General features: G+C 66.3%; 22 protein-coding genes and 2 pseudogenes. 17 read left to right on the top strand and 7 right to left on the bottom strand.

Annotation, left to right across the window (positions count from 1 at the left end; all coding sequences use genetic code 11):
• Window positions 1–26: 26 nt before the first annotated feature.
• From EIO58_RS00115 to EIO58_RS00085, 7 genes are read left to right on the top strand one after another with little or no spacing between them, the layout of a single operon-like run.
• The gene (locus EIO58_RS00115) at window positions 27–1,058 is read left to right on the top strand and encodes an ABC transporter permease (RefSeq protein ID WP_127817664.1); all 1,032 of its coding nucleotides are present in this window, start codon (window positions 27–29) and stop codon (window positions 1,056–1,058) included.
• Window positions 1,058–2,809, top strand: a complete 1,752-nt coding sequence (locus EIO58_RS00110; protein ID WP_127817663.1) for a dipeptide/oligopeptide/nickel ABC transporter permease/ATP-binding protein — start codon at window positions 1,058–1,060, stop codon at window positions 2,807–2,809. Before EIO58_RS00115 ends, EIO58_RS00110 begins: the two co-directional genes overlap by 1 nt.
• Entirely contained in the window at window positions 2,806–3,639 is an 834-nt protein-coding gene (locus EIO58_RS00105; RefSeq protein WP_127817662.1) for an ABC transporter ATP-binding protein, read from the top strand. The genes EIO58_RS00110 and EIO58_RS00105 overlap by 4 nt, the downstream gene beginning before the upstream one ends.
• A 27-nt stretch (window positions 3,640–3,666) precedes the next feature.
• The gene (locus EIO58_RS00100) at window positions 3,667–4,524 is read left to right on the top strand and encodes an alpha/beta fold hydrolase (RefSeq protein ID WP_127817661.1); all 858 of its coding nucleotides are present in this window, start codon (window positions 3,667–3,669) and stop codon (window positions 4,522–4,524) included.
• Window positions 4,521–5,759, top strand: coding sequence for a metal-dependent hydrolase family protein (locus tag EIO58_RS00095; protein WP_127817660.1), 1,239 nt, complete (start codon window positions 4,521–4,523; stop codon window positions 5,757–5,759). Before EIO58_RS00100 ends, EIO58_RS00095 begins: the two co-directional genes overlap by 4 nt.
• Window positions 5,756–6,676 (top strand): DUF1028 domain-containing protein, encoded by a 921-nt coding sequence (locus tag EIO58_RS00090; protein WP_127817659.1) that lies wholly within the window; start codon window positions 5,756–5,758, stop codon window positions 6,674–6,676. Before EIO58_RS00095 ends, EIO58_RS00090 begins: the two co-directional genes overlap by 4 nt.
• Complete coding sequence (locus EIO58_RS00085; RefSeq protein ID WP_127817658.1) at window positions 6,673–7,929, top strand: M20 family metallo-hydrolase; 1,257 nt, start codon at window positions 6,673–6,675, stop codon at window positions 7,927–7,929. Before EIO58_RS00090 ends, EIO58_RS00085 begins: the two co-directional genes overlap by 4 nt.
• A gap of 185 nt (window positions 7,930–8,114) precedes the next feature.
• Here EIO58_RS00085 and EIO58_RS00080 read toward each other — a convergent pair whose 3' ends face one another.
• Together EIO58_RS00080 and EIO58_RS00075 are read right to left on the bottom strand one after the other, a co-directional pair.
• A complete protein-coding gene (locus EIO58_RS00080; protein ID WP_127817657.1) occupies window positions 8,115–8,324 on the bottom strand; it encodes a transposase in 210 nt (69 codons plus the stop codon).
• A gap of 39 nt (window positions 8,325–8,363) precedes the next feature.
• Window positions 8,364–9,116, bottom strand: a complete 753-nt coding sequence (locus EIO58_RS00075; RefSeq protein WP_164861429.1) for a GntR family transcriptional regulator — start codon at window positions 9,114–9,116, stop codon at window positions 8,364–8,366.
• A 151-nt stretch (window positions 9,117–9,267) separates the two neighbouring features.
• On the opposite strand from EIO58_RS00075, the gene EIO58_RS00070 reads away from it, so the two are divergent.
• The 6 genes and pseudogenes from EIO58_RS00070 to EIO58_RS00045 form a co-directional block, all read left to right on the top strand.
• Window positions 9,268–10,077: a 3-keto-5-aminohexanoate cleavage protein gene (locus EIO58_RS00070; protein WP_240658502.1), complete on the top strand. Its 810-nt coding sequence runs from the start codon at window positions 9,268–9,270 to the stop codon at window positions 10,075–10,077.
• 21 nt (window positions 10,078–10,098) lie between these two features.
• The gene (locus tag EIO58_RS00065; RefSeq protein WP_127817654.1) at window positions 10,099–10,890 is read left to right on the top strand and encodes an enoyl-CoA hydratase/isomerase family protein; all 792 of its coding nucleotides are present in this window, start codon (window positions 10,099–10,101) and stop codon (window positions 10,888–10,890) included.
• Between the two features lie 2 nt (window positions 10,891–10,892).
• Window positions 10,893–12,179, top strand: a complete 1,287-nt coding sequence (locus EIO58_RS00060; RefSeq protein ID WP_127817653.1) for a CaiB/BaiF CoA transferase family protein — start codon at window positions 10,893–10,895, stop codon at window positions 12,177–12,179.
• Window positions 12,180–12,222: 43 nt separating this feature from the next.
• Window positions 12,223–13,530 (top strand): MFS transporter, encoded by a 1,308-nt coding sequence (locus EIO58_RS00055; protein ID WP_127817652.1) that lies wholly within the window; start codon window positions 12,223–12,225, stop codon window positions 13,528–13,530.
• 45 nt (window positions 13,531–13,575) lie between these two features.
• Entirely contained in the window at window positions 13,576–13,977 is a 402-nt protein-coding gene (locus tag EIO58_RS00050; RefSeq protein ID WP_127817651.1) for a tautomerase family protein, read from the top strand.
• Window positions 13,978–14,243: 266 nt separating this feature from the next.
• Window positions 14,244–14,585 (top strand): annotated as a pseudogene (locus EIO58_RS00045) (class I SAM-dependent methyltransferase); the annotation flags it as partial.
• Here the strand turns inward: EIO58_RS00045 and EIO58_RS19580 are convergent.
• Window positions 14,515–14,958 carry a DDE-type integrase/transposase/recombinase gene (locus EIO58_RS19580; RefSeq protein ID WP_446723851.1) on the bottom strand — a complete coding sequence of 148 codons (444 nt, stop codon included), beginning with the start codon at window positions 14,956–14,958 and terminating at the stop codon, window positions 14,515–14,517. The pseudogene EIO58_RS00045 and the gene EIO58_RS19580 overlap by 71 nt on opposite strands.
• Before the next feature lie 167 nt (window positions 14,959–15,125).
• On the opposite strand from EIO58_RS19580, the gene EIO58_RS19210 reads away from it, so the two are divergent.
• Together EIO58_RS19210 and EIO58_RS00030 are read left to right on the top strand one after the other, a co-directional pair.
• Complete coding sequence (locus tag EIO58_RS19210) at window positions 15,126–15,641, top strand: alpha/beta hydrolase family protein (protein WP_240658498.1); 516 nt, start codon at window positions 15,126–15,128, stop codon at window positions 15,639–15,641.
• Between the two features lie 39 nt (window positions 15,642–15,680).
• The gene (locus tag EIO58_RS00030) at window positions 15,681–16,250 is read left to right on the top strand and encodes an alpha/beta hydrolase family protein (protein WP_127817648.1); all 570 of its coding nucleotides are present in this window, start codon (window positions 15,681–15,683) and stop codon (window positions 16,248–16,250) included.
• Here the strand turns inward: EIO58_RS00030 and EIO58_RS00025 are convergent.
• Both EIO58_RS00025 and EIO58_RS19575 read right to left on the bottom strand, forming a co-directional pair.
• Window positions 16,176–16,619, bottom strand: coding sequence for a hypothetical protein (locus EIO58_RS00025; protein ID WP_240658497.1), 444 nt, complete (start codon window positions 16,617–16,619; stop codon window positions 16,176–16,178). The genes EIO58_RS00030 and EIO58_RS00025 overlap by 75 nt on opposite strands.
• A pseudogene (locus tag EIO58_RS19575) lies at window positions 16,620–16,817 on the bottom strand (TetR/AcrR family transcriptional regulator); the annotation flags it as partial.
• An 88-nt stretch (window positions 16,818–16,905) separates the two neighbouring features.
• Between EIO58_RS19575 and EIO58_RS00020 the strand changes: the two are divergent.
• A complete protein-coding gene (locus EIO58_RS00020) occupies window positions 16,906–17,640 on the top strand; it encodes a GOLPH3/VPS74 family protein (RefSeq protein WP_127817646.1) in 735 nt (244 codons plus the stop codon).
• An 11-nt stretch (window positions 17,641–17,651) separates the two neighbouring features.
• Complete coding sequence (locus tag EIO58_RS00015) at window positions 17,652–18,224, top strand: small multidrug efflux protein (protein ID WP_127817645.1); 573 nt, start codon at window positions 17,652–17,654, stop codon at window positions 18,222–18,224.
• On the opposite strand, the gene EIO58_RS19570 is transcribed toward EIO58_RS00015, so the two are convergent.
• On the bottom strand, window positions 18,208–18,744 hold the full coding sequence (locus EIO58_RS19570) for a helix-turn-helix domain-containing protein (RefSeq protein ID WP_127817644.1): 537 nt from the start codon (window positions 18,742–18,744) through the stop codon (window positions 18,208–18,210). The genes EIO58_RS00015 and EIO58_RS19570 overlap by 17 nt on opposite strands.
• A 71-nt stretch (window positions 18,745–18,815) precedes the next feature.
• Complete coding sequence (locus EIO58_RS00005) at window positions 18,816–19,895, bottom strand: DNA polymerase IV (RefSeq protein ID WP_205789040.1); 1,080 nt, start codon at window positions 19,893–19,895, stop codon at window positions 18,816–18,818.
• Window positions 19,896–20,094: the final 199 nt, after the last annotated feature.

Genomic DNA, 20,094 nt, shown 5'->3' with positions numbered 1-20,094 from the left:
TGGACGGCTCGGCTGAGAGGACGACCATGACCAACCTGGTGGTGGCACCGGACATCCAGACATCCGGCCTCTCGGCCGAGCCCCGGAGGGGGAAGCGCAGCGCGACCCACCTCTGGACGCGCTACATACTCGGGCGGCTCGGCGGGCTCCTGGGGGTCGTCGTCGCGCTGCTGGCGATCACCTTTCTGCTGATCCAGTTCGTGCCGGGCGATCCCGCCCGCAACATCGTCGGAGTGACCGCGACCCAGGAACAGGTCGAGGTCGTCCGCGAGCGGCTGGGCCTGAACGACCCGTTCCTCCTTCAGGCGTGGAACTACGTGTCGGGCCTCCTAGGCGGAGACCTCGGAAATTCCTTCGTCACGCAGCAGCCGATCGTCGAACTCATCGGCCAGCGACTTCCGCTCACGGCGGCGGTCGCGGTCGGCGGGCTCGTCGTCGTCCTCATCGTCGGCTTTCCCGTCGGCATCGCGGTGGCCTTCGCGGAGCGGCGGGGTGGGAGCAAGGTGATCGCCGGCGCCTACAACGCAGCCGCTGGGTTCCTCGGGGCGATCCCGGAGTACATCACGGGCACGATCCTTGTCATGGTCTTCGCGCTGACGCTGCAGTGGCTGCCGGCGCAGGGCGGCCAGGGCTTCAACGGCCTCATCCTGCCGGCGATCGCGGTCGGCCTCGCGCCGGCCGCCGTGATGTCGCGCATCGCGCGCAATGAGACCCGCTCCGTTCTGGGACAGGAGTACATCGCGACTGCTCGGAGCAAACGCATCTCGGAAGGACGGCTTCTCTTCGGCCATGCGCTGCCTAACATCGCCACCAGCTCGCTGACGATGGGCGGGATCCTCCTCGTCGCCCTCCTCGGCGGCACCGTCATCGTCGAGAACGTTTTCAACATCCCCGGACTCGGAACCCAGATCGTGCAATCCATCCTCTCGAGCGACTACCCCGCGATCCAGGGCATCATCCTCACGCTCGGCCTCCTCGCGGCTCTGGTCAACCTGGCCGTCGACATCCTCCTCGGGGTCCTCGACCCCCGAGTCCTGACGAAGAGCAAGGCAGCCTGATGGCCATCGCACTCCCCGTCAAGGCCATCGTCGCGCCTCCCGTCCGCCGCAGACCACCCGCATCGCTGGTCGTCGGGCTCATCGGGCTGGGCATCGTCGTCATCCTGGCGGTCATCGCCCCGATCATCTGGGGCGACGCCGCGATGGCCGGCTCCAGCGAGTTGCGTGCGGGGCCCTCGGCCGAGCATCTGTTCGGCACCGACTCCCAGGGCCGTGACGTGCTGGCGCGCACGCTCGTTGCAACGCGGCTGACCCTCGTCATGGGCTTTCTCGCGACTGCGGGCGCCGTCATCGCCGGCGGACTGCTCGGCACCCTTCTCGTCGTGTCGGGGCCACGCGTAACGTGGTTCGGCGCGCGCACGATCGACCTCTGGCTCGCGCTGCCGCCCATCATCGTGGCGCTCGCGGTCACCGCGATCTTCATGCCCGGCGAGGTGACCGTCGTCATCGCGATCGCCATCGCGTTCTCGCCCCAGTTCGCTCGGCTGACCAACACGCTCGCGACGGCGGTCGGGCAGCGTGAGTTCGTCACCACCTCGCATTTGCTCGGAGTTCCCGGGCCGAGCGTCCTGACGCGGCACATCATTCCGAACATCGCGTCGCCCGTCCTTGTCCTCACGTCGGTCTGCCTGTCGACGGCGATCGTCACGATGTCAGGGCTCAGCTTCATCGGGCTGGGTGTGCAGCCGCCGGCGATCGACTGGGGTCAGCTCTTGGCGAGCGGCCTGCGCGACATCTATCAGAACCCCAGTGGAGCGATCGCCCCTTCGATCGCGATCGTGTTCACGGGACTGTCGGCCAGCCTGGTCGGCGACGGCCTGGTGACCTTGAGCGAACCGCGCCGCGCGGTGCTCCGTCGCCGCGCGCGCGTCAAGAGTGCGAAGACGACGGATGCCGCGGCGCCGCATCGGATTGACGAGAGGCGCGACTCGCTCGTCGTAGAGGACCTGCACGTGCGCGTCGGCATCGACGGCGGAGCAGAGCTCGTGCGGGGGGTGTCGCTGCGCGTAGGGCAGGGGGAGATCGTGGGGCTGGTCGGTGAGTCCGGCTCGGGAAAGAGCATCACCGCCATGACTGCCGCCCGTCTTCTGCCGCCAGAACTCGTGTGGGAGGGGAAGAAGCTGGAGGTTGCGGGAACGAGGATGGAGCCCGACACCGCGCCGCCGAGATCATTCGCACTCGACCTTGGGATCGTCTTCCAGGATCCGTCCTCGTGTTTCAACCCGGCCAGGCGACTCGGCCCGCAGCTCACCGAGGCGATCCGCGTGCATCGTGGGGTGAGCCGGGCGGAGGCCAACCGGCTCGCCATCGAGAAGCTCCGCGAAGCGCGCGTCACCGAACCGGAGCGGCGGATGCATCAGTATCCGCACGAGCTCTCGGGGGGCATGCGCCAGCGCGCCATGATCGCGATGGCACTCCTCGCGACGCCGAAGCTCCTCGTCGCGGACGAGCCGACGACGGCGCTCGACGTGACGGTGCAGGCCGACGTGCTGCGCCTGATCCGCCAGATCAACGACGACCACGACATGTCGGTGCTGCTCATCTCGCACGACATCGACGTTATCGCTGCGATGTGTGACCGGGTCTATGTCATGTACCGCGGCGAGATCGTCGAGCACCTCACGTCTGAGCAGCTGCGTCAGCGTGAGGTCACCCAGGAGTACACGCGCCGCCTCCTCGAGGCGTCCTCGAGAACGGCACTCGAGAGCACCCTCGTCGGTGCGTCCCAGCCTGAAGGGAGCACCGCATGAGCAGCTCGACAGGGACGGAGCGTCCCGCCCTCCGCCTCGCCGGAGTCTCGGCGACATACGGCTTCGGCCGGCGTGCCGCCCCCGTCATCCGCGACGTCTCGCTTCGCGTCGCGCCCGGCAGAACCATGGGCGTCGTGGGCGAGTCCGGGTCGGGGAAGTCGACTCTCGCGAAGGTCGTCGTGGGACTCGTGCACATCTCGGCCGGGACCGTCGAGGTCGACGGCACGGATGTTGCCGCGGCCAAGGGTGCGCAGCGCCGGAGCCTTCGTCGCCGGGTGCAGCTGATACCGCAAGACCCGTACGCCTCGCTGGACCCCCGCATGACGATCGGGCGCACGCTGCTCGAGGCTCTCGCACCACGGCGGGAAACGGCCTCCGCTGACCACCGCCAGCAGATCGAGGAGCTCCTGAGGCTCGTCGCCCTCGAGCCGGACGCCGCGCGCCGGCGACCGCACGAGTTCTCGGGCGGTCAGCGCCAGCGAATCGCTATCGCACGCGCCATCGCGGTCCGGCCCGCCCTGCTTGTCGCCGATGAGGTCACGTCCGCGCTGGACGCGTCGATCCAGTTCGAGATTCTCGATCTTCTCGACCGGCTCCAGCAGGAGATCGGGTTCGGCTGCGTCTTCATCACCCACAACCTCGGCGTCGCCGCACGCATGTGCGACGACATCACGGTCATGCGCGCCGGCCGCGTCGTCGAGCAGGGACCGATCGCCATGCTCGCGGCACCCACCGATCCCTATACCCGGCTGCTCGTCGGGAGCGTTCCCGACCCCGCAGGCGAGTTCCTGCGGGCGCCCTCCGCCTACGAGGCGCCGGTCGCCTCCTGATACCCGAACCCCCACACAAGGAGTCTCATGTATGCAAACGTGAACGGCGTCGACCTCTATTTCGACGTCATCTCGTCCGGGCTTTCCGTCGACTTCGCCGGTGACCGGGAGAAGCCGGTCCTGTTCGTCCAGCACGGCGGTCCGGGCGCCGACCACAGTTACTTCCGCCCCTGGCTCGACCCACTCGGGGAAGTCGCGCAGGTCGTCTTCATCGACCACCGCGGCACCGGCTTCTCCTCGACCGCACCACTGGAGACCTACACGATCGAACAGATCGCCGACGACGTCGAGGCGCTGCGTCACTACCTGGGTCTCGGCAGAATCATGTTCCTCGGACATTCATTCGGCGGCATGGTGGGGCAGGTCTACGCCCAGCGGCACCCGAAGTCGCTGTCCAAGCTCATCCTGTCGCACACGGCTCCCGACTACGGCTTCTGGGAGGAGGCGCAGGAGATTGCGATGCGCATCGCGACGCCGGAGCAGAAGGAGGTGTTCCGCGAGCTCTTCGAGGGCGGCATAACCAACCAGGAGGAGTACGAGGCTTGGTGGAAGCGCTGCTACCCCCTCTACTTCCGCAACCCCGATCAGGAGGTTCTCGACCAGCTGTCGGCGCGCAGCCGCGGCAAGTTCGAGGTCTCCCAGTACATGATGGCCAACGAGATCCCGAAGTACGACGCGCTGGCCGGTCTGGCTCAGATCGACGTTCCTACCCTCGTCCTCTCCAGCACCTACGATTGGGTGACGCCGCCGAGCCAGGGTGAGCGGATCGCCGCCGCCATCTCGAACGCGAAATTCGTTCTGTTCGAGGAGAGCGGTCACGAACCCTTCGCCCGCGAGGAGCAGCAGGCCTACCTCGACGTCGTGTCGGACTTCATCCGCGCATGACTAGCTGGCTGCTGCGCAACGCGCGCCTCTTCGACGGCGTCGACGGCAACCTCCGCACCGGAGCGTGGTCGGTGCTCGTCGACGGCGGTCGCCTCGCATGGATCGGCCCCGACGAGGCGGCTCCGAATGCGGATGTCGTTCGCGATGCCGCCGGCCGGACCGTCATGCCGGGCCTCATCAACGCTCACGTCCACCTCGCCAATGACGGCGCCGCGGATCTCGCGGCGCAGGTGCGCGATGACTCGACGACCACGGCGGCGCTGCGGGCGTCGGCGAATGCGCTCATCTCGCTGCGTGCGGGCATCACGACGGTGAAGGACTGCGGCGCGTCCGACAACGTCGTGATCGACCTGGGCCGGGCGATCGATGCGGGCGTCGTGCCCGGACCGCACGTCGTGGCGGCAGGTCGCGTCATCACGATGACCGGCGGACACGGTTACTTCATGGGCGTCGAGGCCGACGGGGTCGACGCCGTGCGTGCCGCCGTGCGCGGTGAGCTCAAGCGGGGTGCGAAGTTCATCAAAGCCATGGCGACCGGCGGCGTGCTGACTTCGGGCGTCAAGCCGACGCAGACGGCGCTCCTCCGGGAGGAGCTCGCCGTGATCGTCGAGGAGGCGCACCATGCCGGACGGCGGGTTTCCACGCATGCGATCGGCCGCGAAGGGATCGAGAACGCGATTCTCGCTGGCGTCGACACGATCGAGCACGGCTTCCACCTCGACGAAGAGCTCTTCGCCCTCGCCATCGAACGCGGCACCTTCCTTGTCCCGACCCTTTCCGCCGTCGGCGGGATTGTGACCGAGGGCGAGGCCGGCGGCACCCCCGCGTGGATCGTCGACAAGGCCGGCACCGAGATGGAGCGCAGCCGAACGATGTTCCGGGCCGCCGTTCAGGCCGGCATGCACATCGCGGCGGGAACGGACTCCGGTACGCCGTTCAATCCGCACGACGGGCTGGTCGATGAACTCATCGAGATGGTGCAGATCGGCCTGACACCGACGCGCGCGCTGCTGTCAGCGACGCGGGACGGCGCCGTCAACGCCGACGTCCTCGACGTCACGGGCACTCTCGAGGTCGGCAAGAGCGCGGACTTGCTCGTCGTCGATGGCGACCCCACCGCCGACATCACCGCTCTCAAGAGCATCATGTTCGTCGCCAAGGGCGGCGAACTGTACCGTGACGAGCTGCCGGAGCGCGAGCTCGTCGGAGCGCACACCACAGGAGCTCACGCATGACCTACTCGATCATCGCCCGCGACCCCGAATCGGGGGCCTTCGGCCTCGCCTGCGAGACGCACTTCTTCGGCGTCGGTCGCCTCGTCGGCTGGCTCGAGCCGGGCGTCGGTGCCGTCGCGACGCAGGCGTTCGTGAACGTCGGCCTCGGTCCGCGGGGGCTCGCCCTGCTGCGGGACGGCGTCGCGGCAGACGATGCCGTGCGCGCACTCATCTCCGATGACGACCAGCCCGGCTTCCGCCAGGTCGCGGCGATCGACGCCAACGGCGTCGTCGGCAACTTCACGGGCGACAAGTGCGTACGCTCCGCAGGCGCCCTGACCGGCGACCAGGTGTCAGTGCAGGGCAACATGCTCGCGAACGACGACGTCGTGCCCGCAATCCTCGCGGCGTACCAGAGGGCCGCGGGTGAACCGTTCGCGCGGCGCCTGCTGATCGCGCTGCGCGCGGGGGAGGATGCCGGGGGCGACGCCCGCGGATCACAGTCGGCCGTCCTCAAGATCGTGTCCGGCCGCCGGGGCCCGCTGTGGGAGGAGACGTCTCTCGACCTGCGCGTCGACGATCATCCCGACCCCGTCACCGAAATCACCCGCCTCGCCGAGCTCAGTGGCGCATTCGACCGGATCGGCTCGGTGATGTTCGCGCCGCGCATCATGATCGGCGACTATGTCGATGTGACGGATGCCGAGCTCGCAGCGGCCGTGGCAGCACTCGACGCCGCGCAGGACGTCCTCGGTGACAACCTCGAGGCCGCGTTCTGGAACGGCGTGCTTCTTGCACGCGCCGGCCGGGACGGCGAAGCGCGTGAGCGTCTCGCGGCAGTCTTCGAGGCGCAGTCGCATTGGCGGTCCTACCTCGACGCGGTCGCCGACGCCGGCTTCCTCGACCGTGCGAAGGTCCCGGCGCTGGTGAAGGGATGACGTTTCACGACCTCGTTGTGAACGCGGAGCGCCTCCTCGCCGACCTCCGCGACCTCTCCGTCTTCGGGCGGAACGCCGGCGGCGGCATCGACCGCGCGTCATTCTCGGCCGCGGATGCGACCGCTCGGGAATGGCTCGCCGGCCGGTGCGCTGAGGCGGGGCTGGAGGTGATGACCGACGCCGTCGGCAACATCTTCGTCTCCTCGCCCCGACTGGAGGAGGGCATCGCACATCACCCTGCAGTCTGGACGGGATCGCACATCGACGCCGTCCCGGACGGCGGCGCGTTCGACGGCGCGCTGGGCGTCATCGCCGCGATCGAGGTGCTGCGGACTCTTCACGAGGCGGGCACTGGACTCACGCGCCCGGTTCGCGCTGTGTCATTCTCCGATGAGGAGGGCAGCTTCGCGCATCTCTTCGGATCGAGCGCGATCGCGCGTGGGTTCGGAGTCGACCAGCTCGAAGCCATGATCGGCCGGGACGGCGCGCGGCTCGCCGAGGCCCTTCCATCGGCGCTCACGGTGTCGCTCGCGGATGCCGCTGCCGTAGGCCCCCCGCCCGAGGGTGTGGCGGCGTACGTCGAGCTGCACATCGAGCAGGGTTCACTCCTCGAAGCGAGCGGTGTGCCGATCGGAGTCGTGACGGGCATCGTCGCAATCGGCGGCGGCACAGTGCGGTTCAGGGGGCGTGCCGACCACGCCGGGACGACTCCGCTCGATCGGCGTCAGGACGCCGGGCTGGCTGCGTCGGAGTTCGCCGTCGCGCTTCCCGCGCTCGCGAGCGCGACAAGCGCCGATGCGGTGGTGACCACGGGCATCATGCGCTTTGACCCAGCCGGCTCGAACATCGTCCCGGGCGGCGCCGAGGTGTCTGTCGACTTTCGCGACGTGGAGCTCGAACGGGCCATCGATCTCGGAAATCGGATCGCCGCGTCGGCATCGGAGATCGCCTCGCGGCGGGGAGTCGGCGTGGAGATCGAATTCGAGGAGACGGTGCCGGGAGCGCGGATGAACGACGCCGTGCGTGGGGCGATTGCAGGTGCCGCCGCGGGCCTTGGCCTGGATGCGATCGACATCCGATCCGGTGCGGGCCACGACGCTCAGAACATGGCCTTGATCGCGCCGACGGGGATGATCTTCGTTCCGAGCGTCGGGGGGCGCAGCCATAGCCCTGCCGAGTACACCCGCGATGACGATGTGGTGCGGGGGGCGAGCGTGCTCCTCCGGACGGTCCTCGCCCTAGTGCGGGGCTGAAGCCCAACCGCCAGCAAGCGTTGCGAGCGATCGCTTCCGAGGAGACCGGCCTTAGAGAGGAGACCGGCCATAGAGGAGGGACGCCGCACCGCCCGGCGGTCGGCGCCCGGACGAAGTCGTCTTGGGTGACAACGCCGGCATCCGTGGCATTCTTCATGCCGTTCAGCCGGGAGAAAACGGATCCGCTAACGCGCCTCCCGCAGCTCCGCCGACTCGGTGCCGCTCAGTCCAGGCTTGAATCCATCGTCCACGGCCGCGCGCTGCAACCACTTCCGCAACGTCATCGGGTGCACACCGAAATCGGTCGCGATCTTCTCGACCGTCACACGAGGCTCACGGTTCCAAGCGACGCGCACCACATCGTCACGGAACTCACGGGGATAAGGCTTGGGCACGATGACATCCTTCCAGGCCGCCCTCCCAGGCAAGCCAACTCAGGTGTCACCTATCCGTGCGGCAGTCCCCCTGGTGTTGTTCGTCGGCTCATTGGGCGACACCGCAGAGAAGGGGCCTTCGGAAGCGAGAAGTTGGCGTAGGGCGATTCGAGTGTTATCGAGGTGCGTTTGCTGAGCTTCTCGTGCGCGATCGGCATCTGAGGCGAGGCACCCTGCGAGGATTTCCGCATGTTCCTCGGTGATCGTCTCGTATCGTTGCAACGACTGAGTAGAGGCGTATCGGTAGCGTAGCGAATGGTCGCTTAGGAGTCTGGACAGACGCAGCAGCCACGATGATCCGCATCTGCTGAGCGTGGCGTGGTGAAAAGCCAGGTGGGCCTCTTCGTAAGCTGCGTACTGCCCTGCATCCAGCTCCCTAGTTCTGCTGTCGCCCCTCTGTATCATGCGTTCGTACCGTGAAACGACCTCGGCCTTCGCATCCTCATCCATGTGCTGCACGGAACGCTCGATCGCAAGGGGTTCGATCAGTGAACGCACCTCATAGATCTCCTCCATCTCCGACAGTGACAGCGAGGCGACGCGTACTCCGCGCTGTGGCTGAGATGTGACCAGGCCGTCGCCCGCTAGCCGCGCGAGGGCCTCTCGAACCGGTGTCGCACTGACCTGAAACCTCACGGCCAGCGCCTCCGCGGACAACCGTTGTCCTGGCTCGTACTCCGCCGCGATGATGGCGTGGCGCAGGGCCGTCTCGACGGTGTCCGCGTGAGAGGCCGAGGTTTTTTTCGTGGTCACACCTCCGATTCTGCCAGACACCATCTTAGAGAATCTATAGATTTTGTTGACTTCCGGTTTGAGAGCACTTATGGTCGCAGGAGACCGGCTGAGCAAGCGGTGAAGATGCACTCTGATCAGAGTCGATTAGAAAGGCGCAGTATTGGGAATCGTGCTGACAGTGGCCCCTACCGGGCCGATCGCCACCAAGAAGGACAATCCGCACTTGCCGATTCAGCCAGAGGAAATCGCTGACGAGGTTCATAGGGCATACCAGGCTGGTGCGGCCGTCGCGCATTTGCACTTCCGGGATTCTTCTGACCGTCCGACTGCGGACTTGGGTGTCGCGCGGCAAACCATGGACCTAATCAGCGAGCGGTGTCCGATCCTGATCCAGGTATCGACCGGGGTTGGGCTGGATGTCCCTTTTGAAGCGAGGGAGGCGCTGGTGGAGTTGCGCCCACGAATGGCGACCCTGAATCCCTGCTCGATGAGTTTTGGCGGAGCGGAGTTCCGAAACCCTCCCGCCGATGTCGAGCGTCTCGCAGCACGAATGCGGGAACTCGGGGTGAAGCCGGAACTCGAGATCTATGACACCGGACATCTGGATGCATGCCTGCGTCTGCGAGACAAGGGGCTGCTCGACGACACGCCGATGCAGTTCTCGATTGTTCTCGGCGTCCAAGGCGGGATGGCGGCGACTGCCGACAACCTCCTGACCATGGTCCGGCGCATCCCCGACGGCGCGGTCTGGCAGGTAATCGCTATCGGTCGCGCGAACAGGGAACTTACCGCGATTGGTTTGGCGCTCGGAGGGAATGCCCGAGCAGGTCTCGAAGACACACTCTATCTCCAGCGCGGACTGCTCAGCGAAGGCAACCTCCCGCTCGTGGAACGCACGGTGGGGTTGGCTGACTCTCTTGGTCTCAGTCTTGCCTCAGTTACGGAGACCGAAGCCCTCCTGAATCTTCCCTCCCAGTGAATTTCGATTGATAGGACCACTATGATTTCTTCCCACCTTGCGGATGAGCTGGTCTCGGTGACCTTCGACGGTGCGGTCGCGGTGCTGTCGATGAAGGCCCGCCCTTACAACCTTCTCGATAGGCCCCTCATGCTAGCGCTCATCGCGGCTCTCGATGAGGCACGAGCTGGCGGTGCCCGTGCGGTCATCCTTCGCAGCGACCTGCGTCATTTCTCGGCTGGCGCAGACTTAGATGCAATGCTCGCCGACACGCGCGAGAGCGAGACGTTGGAGTGGCCCCTTATCGAGCTACTCGGAGCATTCGAACAGCATCCTGCTCCGATCGTCGCCGCCGTCAACGGCACGGCAGTCGGCGGGGGTTTCGAATTAGCCTTGGCTTGTGATCTGATCGTCGCTTCCTCATCCGCGAAGATCGGGTCCGTTGAGGTGACGGTGGGTCTGCAGCCGTTGATGGGTGCCGTCCAGCGTTTGACTCAACGCGCGGGAGCCACTCGAGCCAAAGAGATCACACTTCTTGGGCGTCGGTACGACGCGGAGACTCTCGAGAGGTGGAATGTGATCAACAGGGTCGTCCCGGAAGAAGAGCTGGATACCACGGTTTCGGTCATCGCTCAAGAACTCGCCCATGGCCCCGCACTCGCGAACACGGCCACGAAGCACCTCGTGAACCTTGCCGTCAATGAGGGCATCGCTGCGGCAGACCGCGGCATGGCGGAGGCGCAGCGGGCTGTCTTCCGTTCGGATGACTTCGTCACCGGTGTCATCTCGTACCGGGACAACGGCATTGGCCAGGCCAAGTTCGAAGGACGTTAACCATGACCCACGAACTTCCTTTGACAGGGATCCGCGTCGTCGACTTCTCCCGCGTTCTCGCTGGCCCACATTGCGCGATGACTCTCCGCGATCTGGGAGCCGACGTTATAAAGATCGAACCACCCAGCGGCGATCTTTCGCGCAAAGCCTTTCCTGGTGACGGCGAGATCTCCGGATACTACGCTCAGCAGAACGCTGGCAAACGCAACATCAGTATCGACCTCAACGTTCCCGGAGCGCGGCAGATCGCTGGAGATCTCTGCGAGCGAGCGGACGTGATCATCGAGAACTTTCGTCCCGGAGCGCTCGGAGCATTCGACCTCGACTACAACACTGTCGCTACGCGCAACCCGCGCGTTGTCTACGCGTCTATCAGTGGATACGGCCAGCATGGCCCCTGGCGTAGCCGATCCGCTTACGCGCCCACGATCCAGGCCGAGACAGGCATTACAGCAAACGCCGCCGCCCAGTTCGGCCTCTCCGACGTCAGCGATGCGCTTTCTCACGCAGATATCTATGCAGGTCTGCATGCAACCATCGCCATCCTCGCAGGATTAGCTGATCGCGAACGAACCGGTCGGGGCCGCTATATCGACATCGCGATGGCTGCCGTGATGGTCTCGATCAATGAGCGTGTCCACGCGGACCTGTCGGATGTCGACCTAGGCGCGGAACGACCGATTCTGGGAGCGACGGATGGCCCATTCTTCAGTGGGCCCGGCGGCGAGCGTTTCGCGAGTCCGATGAGCTTGGTGGGAAGTGCCACCTTCCCCTTCTATGTCGCCGCCATGCGTCGCCCAGACCTTGCGGAAGATCCTCGCTTCCGCACACCGGAACTCCGTGAGCAGCACTTCCCCGATCTGCACCGTATTGTCCAAGACTGGATTCGCACGTTCCCCAACATGGCCGCGCTGGATGCGCAACTCGATGAAGCGCGAATCGCGAGCGGACAGGTGCGGACATTGCGGGAATTTGCGGGAACCGCCTGGGCGAAGAACTGGCCGGTTATCCGTCACGTCCTAGACCGCAAAGGCGAGCAGATCAGCATTCCAGGGCGCCCCTGGAAATTTGACGAACAGATCGTCGAAGACGGCAGCCAGGTGGTGGCATATCGCGGGGAACACAACCAAAGCGTTCTGCTCGAACTCGGTTACTCCTCAGACACGATCGCTCAGTATATCGAGTCGGGGGCGCTTGTCTTCGCCGAACCGATTGCTGGCCGAGGACGGCGTGACGATCCTCAGCTGAATATGTCCGCTGGTTCTTCTACGACCGAACCCGCGACATAACACTCAAACTCCACGACCACTGTAAACCTCTGAAAGGAATATGATGACAAAGTTGTCACCATCTACGAACGTCGCGCACACCCTCGCCGAACGCCGCAGATCCTTGCGGGCAACGGCAATCGGGAACGCGCTCGAGTGGTTCGACTGGACGTTGTACACTACTTTCTCCGCCTACCTGGCGTTGCAGCTCTTCGACTCCAGCGATGCGACCTCGGCGCTGCTGTCAACGTTCGCAATCTTCGCGGTCGGGTTCCTGATGCGCCCGCTTGGCGGGTGGTTTTTCGGCTGGCTCGGGGATCGTCGCGGCCGCAAGGTCGCAATGGTAGCCACCATGCTGTTGCTCGCGTTCACGTCCGTTGCGATCGCGGCGACTCCCAGTTTCGAGGCCATCGGCGTCTGGGCATCAGCGCTTCTGCTGCTCTGGCGCTTGCTCCAAGGGCTTGCCTACGGCGGCGAGACCGGGGTTGCGTACACCTATAGCGCCGAACTCGCGCCGCCGGAGAAGCGCGCCTTTTGGTCCAGCTCAATCTTCGTCAGCGTGCTGATCGGGGTCATGGCTGCAACCGGACTTGCGGCGGTGCTGACATCGGTGTTGAGCACTGAGGACATGGAGACCTGGGGATGGCGGGTAGGCTTCGCGATCGGTGGTGTGCTGGGCATATACGCAATGATCCTGCGGCGCCGCGCCGGCGAGAGCGACGTCTTTGAGAAAGTATTCACGGGGGTTGGACCGGAGGTGCGTGCGATGACCCGTCGCGAGATTCTTCGTATCTCCGCGCGCATCGTCATGATCGCCGCCTTCGCGCAAGTCGGGTTCTACATGTGGGTTGCTTTCCCCCCGGCATTCGCGATCGCCGCCAAAGGCATGGACCCCCAGGGCGCGTATATCGCCAGCCTTCTCGCTCAGGCTATCGCGGTCTTCTGGATACCGATATGTGGGCTCATGGCGGACAAGTTCGGCCGCAAACGAATGCTCGCCATCTATGGCGTCGGAGTGGTCCTGGCAGTGATCCCAGTCAGTATGATCCTCGGCGCTCAACCCTGGACACTGTTCGTCTCACAGCTGATCGGTCTGTTGGTTTGGTGCCTGATCGTGGGCATGTTTCCGGCGATACTCTCGGAGCAAGTGCCCACCTTTGCTCGCGCCCGTACCGTGGGTCTGGTCTCCTCAATGTCCGCGGCTCTGTTCGGAGGTACGGCCCCGTACTTGAACACCTGGTTTAGTTCCATCGGGCTTGAATGGATCTTCCACGTCTACCTGATGGGCCTCGGCGCGCTGGCAATCATCGCGGCCTTCGTCATCAAGGAGACCAAGGGCGTGCCACTAGATGAAATTGGAACCTCTCGATGATCGCAGCGCGGTTCCGGTCCGACGTGCAGGAAATGAGGAGCCTCGATGCCCATAGTTGATATCACCCTGATTGACGGACGCTCGCCGGAGGTCATCCGCGCAATCGCTGACGGCGTTCACGATGCGCTCGTCGAGCACTTTGGCGTCCCGACCGACGATCGATTTCAGATCGTCCATCAGAAGCAGCGTGACGAACTCATCTACGACCGCACGTTCCTTGGCGGACCGAGATCCGATGGGTTCGTGATGGTGCGGATCACCGTCGGTAAAGAACGCCCCGAGCTCATCAAGCACGCCTTGTACAGAGCCATCGCACACAACCTCGACCGAAATGCGCATATCGATCCCGAGGACGTCTTCATCGCGCTCAACACCGTGGCGCTGTCCGACCTCTCCGTCGCAGGTGGGCGACCGTTCCGCCCGCCGCACTTAACCCCGCGGCCGTAAGCTCACGCGTAGGGCGTCGTTTCATCACAGCCCGTAGCAGACAGCTACGTCCAGCGAGGGTGAGCGTGCTTCGGCGCCGCCCCTTATCAATGAGGATTGGAACCGGTGCGGGCAGGGATACCGCCTCGTGGATGCCCGATGAGGTTTCCCATGCGGGGCGGGAGAATCCGACGAGCAGCACGTTGCCCGGTACGACGGAAAAATGGACGCGGACCCCGTTGCCGAGGTCGAGTTGTTGTGCTCATTGGGAATGACCAAGGGCGTCGGTGGTGCTCGAGCTCGGTCCCGGGACGGGCCAATTCACGATCGCAGTCGCCCCATACGTCGGCAGAGTGATCGCGGCCGATGCGTCCCCGCCGATGCTGCGCCTGCTCGCGCGTAAGACTGCCGGTCTGCGCAATGTAGTCATCGTGGAGGCGGGATTTCTCGGGTACGACGGTGCGGATGCGTCGGTGGACATCATCTATTCCCGGTTTGCCCTTCATCACCTTCCCGACGTGTGGAAGGCGGTCGCTCTGCAGCGGATGCGCCGGCTGCTCAGGCCGGGCGGACTGCTCCGGCTGTGGGATGTGGTCTACGACTTTCCACTGGCGGAGGCGACGGACCGTTTGGAGGCGTGGTGCGCGACCCGCGGTGACGCGGTCGACAGAGAGTGGAGTCACGCGGAACTGGAGGAAGCACGCCTCGACGTGACGGGTTCCGCACGAGACCGTTGTCGGACAGCAGGGGTTGCGGGACGCCGTGCGCGGCGATCGCCTTCTTCACGACGCTGATGGCGCCCTTGGAAGTCTCACCCCAGGCCACGTGGGAAGCCACGGCGTATCGGGAGTGATCGTCGATGAGCTGGAAGATCACACACTTCCGACCACCGGCGCGGACGTACTCGGTCGCGTGCAGTTGCCAGCACGCGTTCGGCGCCGGATACACAAACCGCCGGACGACGCCCGCGGCTTCCGTGGCTCCGCCCGGGCCACGTCGCATCACGGAAGATCCGCGCCAACGACGCTACCGACGGGGCCTCCAGCCCGAGGGAGCGCATTTTCTCGCGCACGCTGAATCGGTCCGTGATCCAGACCGGAGGACTCCAACGCCGAGCGGACACCGATCGCCTCCGCCTTGACCTCGCAAGCCTCGCCGCGGGGCGAACCGTGAGCGCGCGCGAAGGGTTCCTGCGCGCGGTGACTTATTACCGGACGGCGGGCATATTCATGTTCGCCTCACCCATGGACCCGCGGTTCGTGAGTGCCTACGAAAGGCAGCGGGATGCGTTCCGCAAAGCCGCAGATCTGCTGGAGTGGCCCGCGGAGAGCACCAGGATCTCCGTTGACGGAACACCCCTGGACGCGTACTTCATCAAGCCTGACGGGGCGGGACCTTTTCCGACGCTCATTCTGATCGGCGGATACGACGGCACCATGGAGGAGATGTACTTCGCCGGCGGTGCGGCCGCTCTGCGTCGCGGTTACGCGGTGCTGATGATGGACGGACCCGGGCGGGGTGGAGCCCTCGTCGAACACGGGCTGTACTTCCGGCCGGACTGGGAAGCGGTCGTCACCCCCGCAGGTCGATTGGCTCACGGCACGGCCGGACGTAGACGCCGGACGCGTCGCCCTCCTCGGACGGAGTTGGGGCGGGTACCTCGCCCCTCGTGCCGCCACCGCTGAACATCGCCTGCAACGCTGAACAAGGCGCTGAGGGCGGAGATGGCCGCGTCGCCGGAGCTGGCCTTCATCCTCGATCGCGGGATGCTGACCCACGGGTGCGATACTCCCCTGGAGTACCTGCGCAGCTCAAAGCCATTCACGCTGGAGGGTATCGCGGCGGACATCCGCTGCCCGGTGCTGCTGGCGACTGGGGAGAACGATCCCCGGAACGCGGACGCTCAGAACCTGTTCGACGCTCTCGCTGCGCCGAAGGAGTACATCCAATTCGAAAACGCGCAGGGAGCCGGTGAGCACGACGAAGCGGGTGCGGCCGCCTTGTTCAGCCAGCGCGCCTTCGACTGGCTGGACGACGTGCTCAGAGATGACCTGAGGGCGAACCCGCTGACACCCCCAGCGCCTGAGCCCATGGTTTCGGCTCCCTCCTGCTTCGGCATCCACCCGGCGCGCAAGAGTCTCTGGAACGAACGATCCGGCGCGGCGCCCACGCAACCCACTTCGGCGCAGGCGCGTCTGCGTCGGCAGCCGACGCAGACCTCAGGCGGGAGCGGCGTTCCCGAAGACGGCGTCGACGGCGAACGCGAGCGTCGCGCGCTCACCCTCGATTCGTGAGCCCGAGGCTGCGAGCGCGCGCTCGATCGACAGGCCGTCGACGACGGTGAGGAGGAAGCGGGCGCGGGCGGCGTTGTCGCCCGGCTTCAGCGCACCTTCGGCTTCGAGAATCGCCAGCCATGCCTCGATGCGTTGGAGGGCCTCGCGCTCGAGCACGAGATAGCCCGCGCGGGATTGATCCGATGCAGAAGGCCCGATGAATGCCGAGAACACACTGTCCCAGACCGCGCGAGCATCAGTGACCGAAGCGACGGGGTCGAGGATGCTCCACAGCGAGTCGATGAGCCGCCGACGCGCGGGCGCTGAGGTGTCTCGGATGCGCTCGTCGGAAAGTGACTCGTCGTACACGGCTGTGAGCAGAGCGTCCATGAGCGCGCGTTGACTGGGGAAGTAGTGCCGTAGGGTGCTGGCGCCGATCCCGGCGCGCGCGGCGACTGCCCGCACGCTGGGCCTTTCGCCGTTGCCTTCGTAAAGGATCTCGGTCGCCGCCCTGAGGATGCGAGTGCGGGTGTCGATGGCGCACCTCCCTTGACTGGGACGGATCTGACGGGAATAGCCTATTGGCACACTGTGTTGGTACACCGTACTAGCACATCGTACTAATCGTTCTCATCAGGCAACGGTGCTGGCAGTCAACTCCTATCGAGAGGCAGTCATGTCGAACCACGACCCATCGCAGTACGCCGAGGATCCGGCATCCATCGCGGCGAAGCCGACCCCCGCGACCGAGGGTCCGCTTCTGGCCGAAGATCTCATGCTCATGCTGTTTCAGCCGGATTCCGGCACGATCTCGGGCGAGAACACCTTGTTCTACGTGCTTGCGGCGTCAGCGCTCGCCGAGCTCGCTCAGCGCGGCGAGGTCGGCGTCGACGAATCAGGCATAGCGTCCGTCGTCGTCCGCGCCGACGCGACGCCGCCCGCCGACGACCTGCTTCGCGGAGCGTGGGACTACATCGCGAAGAAGCCTCGCGACGTCCAGACCGTGCTCGCCGCCGTCGGTCCCTCGCTGCGTCAGCCGGTTCTCGACCGGCTCGTCGCGCGCGGGGACATCCGGCGCCAGCATCACAAGATGCTGGGCTTCATCCCCTCGACGGCGCTCGCGCCCGGTTCGGCTCGACGTGGGGAGCTCATCGCCGCAGCGCGCGCAGTGCTCGTCGACCGCGCCGAACCCGACCCCCGCACCGCAGCGCTCATCGCCCTGATCTCGGCGAGCGGCGCGATGCCGACGCTGCACCGTGAGATCCCGTGGACCACGCCTGTCATCACCCGCGCGAAGCAGTTCGAGCGCGGTGAATGGGGCGCCGAGGCGGCAGCCGCCGCCGTCACCCGAACGATGACCGCGGTCATCACCAACGCCATCGTGGCTGCCGTCGTGCTGCCTCGCAGCTGAACGAAGGAATCATGAACTCCACATCCAACTTCATCGAAAGCCTGCAGGACCTGATCGTGCAGGTGCCCGACCTCGTCCAATTCCTCATCGTCGGAGCCGTCGCGATGGTCCCGTTCCTCGAGGGTGAGCTCGCCGCCACACTCGGCGTCTGGGCCGGCTTCAACCCGGTCGCCGCGTTCGCCGTCGCCGCCGCCGGCAATTTCCTGTCGGTGTTCGCCGTCGTCACGTTCGGGTCTCGCGCCCGTGAGGCGATCATCGCGCGCCGAGCGCGTGCAAAGGCTCCGGTCGCGTCCGGGGGCGCGGTCTTGGTCCAGGAGCAGCCGGACTCCGTCGCCGGCGAGCCGGCGAAACCCGAGTCGAAGGGTCGCCAGCGCTTCCGCCGCTTTCTCGTTCGCTTCGGCGTCCCCGGGGCCAGCCTCCTGGGGCCCCTCGCCCTGCCGACGCAGTTCACCTCGGCCATGCTCGTCGCGTCCGGAGTGAGCAGGCGCTGGGTGCTGCTGTGGCAGGGCATCGCCATCGTCATCTGGACCGGTCTCACCACCCTCGTGGCTACCGGCGTGCTCGCCCTCATCGCCACCGCCTGACCGCGTGACGCCCGAGGCGGCGGCACGACGACAACGGCGATCGGCAACGTCCTCGCCGCGTGCCCCGACTTCGGTGGTCGGCGGGGCAGCGACCCGGTCGCGTCGACCTGACCTTCGCCCCGCTGGCGGCTGAAGTCGCCTGCGGCTCGAGGGCGAGGTCTGGTGCGCGGGTCGCCGCGTCGAACGAGAACGAACTCTTCTCGCGCCACTCGCGTGGCGTGACGCCGAATCGCCTCCGAAATCGGTCGGTGAAGCAACTCGGGTTGCTGAAGCCCCAGGAGGCGGCGATATCGGCGATCGACCCGCGGCGGGCAGCGGTGGAGGCCAGCGCCGAGCGCGCCCCGAGGAGCCGCTGCTCGATGATCGACGCTTTGAGGCCGAGACTGCGGTGCTCGTACAGGCGGTAGAGCTTCCGGACTGAGATCGCGTTCGCAGCCGCGATCTTCGCCGGGCTGAGATCCGGATCGTGCAGGTGATGGCGGATGTATGCGTCGACGCGTTCGGGTAGTGCGCGCTGCATCAGTTCTTTGGCGCGATCCGCATCGCTGGCCGCGGTGACGATCAGAGGCCGGGGGCCCTGGCGACCGCCGCTCACCACCCCCCGCGTGTCGGCGTGTGCCCCTCCCGTGCATCCTCGGGCATGGCCATCTCCGCCCGCATCCCGAGCAGGCGGATGGGCCGGTCCGGCTCGATCTTCGCCACGAGCTCCATCGCCCGGGCGATCACGGTGCCACGGTCGGACGTCGAGGGGATCTTCTTCGTGAACGTCTTCGTGAGGAACGGCGCGTAGCGCACCTTCAGCCCGAGCCCCACGACCGGCCGGTCGTCGGCAGCGACCTCGTCGAGCACCTCGTCGAGCAGACGCCGCGCCGCATCCTCGATCTCGGCGGGGTCGACGATGTTCGTCTGGAACGTGGTCTCCTTGCTGTGGCCGCGCGCCACCCAGGGCGTGTCATCGACGACCGCCGAGCCGTCGCCGCGGCCGAGCTGCCGGTACCAGAGGCCCATGCGGGGCCCGAACTCGGTCGTCAGCTCGTCGTCGCCGGCGACGGCGAGCTCTGAGACGGTGCGGATGCCGAGAGCCGCGAGTCGCTTCGAGACCTTCGAGCCGACGCCCCACAGGTCGATGGTGGGTCGCTCGCCCATGACCTCGAGCCAGTTCTCAGCGGTGAGCCGGAACACGCCGCGCGGCTTTCCGAACCCGGTCGCCACCTTGGCGCGGACCAGGGTGTCGCCGATCCCGATGCTGCAGTGCAGCCGAGTGCGGTCCAGCACTGCCTGCTGCATGCGGCGGGCGTCGGCCTCCGGGTCGTCGGTCTCGACGCCGACGAACGCCTCGTCCCACCCGAGCACCTGCACGACCGCTCCCGGCTGCGCCCGCAGCGTGGTCATGACCGCCTCCGAGGCGGCGAGGTACGTAGGGGCGTCGACCGGCAGGATCACCGCGTCCGGCACCTTTCGTGCGGCGATGCGCAGCGGCATCCCGGATCCGACGCCGTACTCACGCGCCTCGTACGACGCGGTCGAGACGACCGCCCGCTCGGTCGGATCGCCCCGTCCGCCCACGATGACCGGCTTCCCAGCGAGCTCGGGCCGCCGCAGCACCTCCACGGCAGCGATGAACTGGTCGAGGTCGACGTGCAGCACCCACGAGCGCGGCGTCCCGGTCATGCGCATAGTCTGCCGGTCGCGCCGCCGCAGGTCACCCCGCAGCGGAGGTCACTCCAGGGTTGCCATCAGCCGCTCGGCCGCGGCGCACGCGGTCGCGGTGCCGGTGCCGGCGGCGGCCGAGGCGCTGCCGTGTGTTCGCGCGCCTCCTCGACATCGCACCCGACGACGGCGCGGCCCTGTGCATCGCGCGGCGTGGGTG

Source organism: Microbacterium sp. CPCC 204701 (genome assembly GCF_004010105.1).
Lineage (GTDB): Bacteria > Actinomycetota > Actinomycetes > Actinomycetales > Microbacteriaceae > Microbacterium.
Note: the sequence above shows the minus strand (reverse complement) of the source record. Positions and strands in the feature narration are given on the sequence as shown.

Excerpts from the sequence above, each read along its gene's own strand:
- EIO58_RS00115 (WP_127817664.1), top strand. The coding sequence starts at position 27 with ATGACCAACCTGGTGGTGGCACCGGACATCCAGACATCCGGCCTCTCG.
- EIO58_RS00110 (WP_127817663.1), top strand. The coding sequence starts at position 1,058 with ATGGCCATCGCACTCCCCGTCAAGGCCATCGTCGCGCCTCCCGTCCGC.
- EIO58_RS00105 (WP_127817662.1), top strand. The coding sequence starts at position 2,806 with ATGAGCAGCTCGACAGGGACGGAGCGTCCCGCCCTCCGCCTCGCCGGA.
- EIO58_RS00100 (WP_127817661.1), top strand. The coding sequence starts at position 3,667 with ATGTATGCAAACGTGAACGGCGTCGACCTCTATTTCGACGTCATCTCG.
- EIO58_RS00095 (WP_127817660.1), top strand. The coding sequence starts at position 4,521 with ATGACTAGCTGGCTGCTGCGCAACGCGCGCCTCTTCGACGGCGTCGAC.
- EIO58_RS00090 (WP_127817659.1), top strand. The coding sequence starts at position 5,756 with ATGACCTACTCGATCATCGCCCGCGACCCCGAATCGGGGGCCTTCGGC.
- EIO58_RS00085 (WP_127817658.1), top strand. The coding sequence starts at position 6,673 with ATGACGTTTCACGACCTCGTTGTGAACGCGGAGCGCCTCCTCGCCGAC.
- EIO58_RS00065 (WP_127817654.1), top strand. The coding sequence starts at position 10,099 with ATGATTTCTTCCCACCTTGCGGATGAGCTGGTCTCGGTGACCTTCGAC.
- EIO58_RS00060 (WP_127817653.1), top strand. The coding sequence starts at position 10,893 with ATGACCCACGAACTTCCTTTGACAGGGATCCGCGTCGTCGACTTCTCC.
- EIO58_RS00055 (WP_127817652.1), top strand. The coding sequence starts at position 12,223 with ATGACAAAGTTGTCACCATCTACGAACGTCGCGCACACCCTCGCCGAA.
- EIO58_RS00050 (WP_127817651.1), top strand. The coding sequence starts at position 13,576 with ATGCCCATAGTTGATATCACCCTGATTGACGGACGCTCGCCGGAGGTC.
- EIO58_RS19580 (WP_446723851.1), bottom strand. The coding sequence starts at position 14,958 with ATGCGACGTGGCCCGGGCGGAGCCACGGAAGCCGCGGGCGTCGTCCGG.
- EIO58_RS00030 (WP_127817648.1), top strand. The coding sequence starts at position 15,681 with ATGGCCGCGTCGCCGGAGCTGGCCTTCATCCTCGATCGCGGGATGCTG.
- EIO58_RS00025 (WP_240658497.1), bottom strand. The coding sequence starts at position 16,619 with ATGGACGCTCTGCTCACAGCCGTGTACGACGAGTCACTTTCCGACGAG.
- EIO58_RS00020 (WP_127817646.1), top strand. The coding sequence starts at position 16,906 with ATGTCGAACCACGACCCATCGCAGTACGCCGAGGATCCGGCATCCATC.
- EIO58_RS00015 (WP_127817645.1), top strand. The coding sequence starts at position 17,652 with ATGAACTCCACATCCAACTTCATCGAAAGCCTGCAGGACCTGATCGTG.
- EIO58_RS19570 (WP_127817644.1), bottom strand. The coding sequence starts at position 18,744 with ATGCAGCGCGCACTACCCGAACGCGTCGACGCATACATCCGCCATCAC.
- EIO58_RS00005 (WP_205789040.1), bottom strand. The coding sequence starts at position 19,895 with ATGACCGGGACGCCGCGCTCGTGGGTGCTGCACGTCGACCTCGACCAG.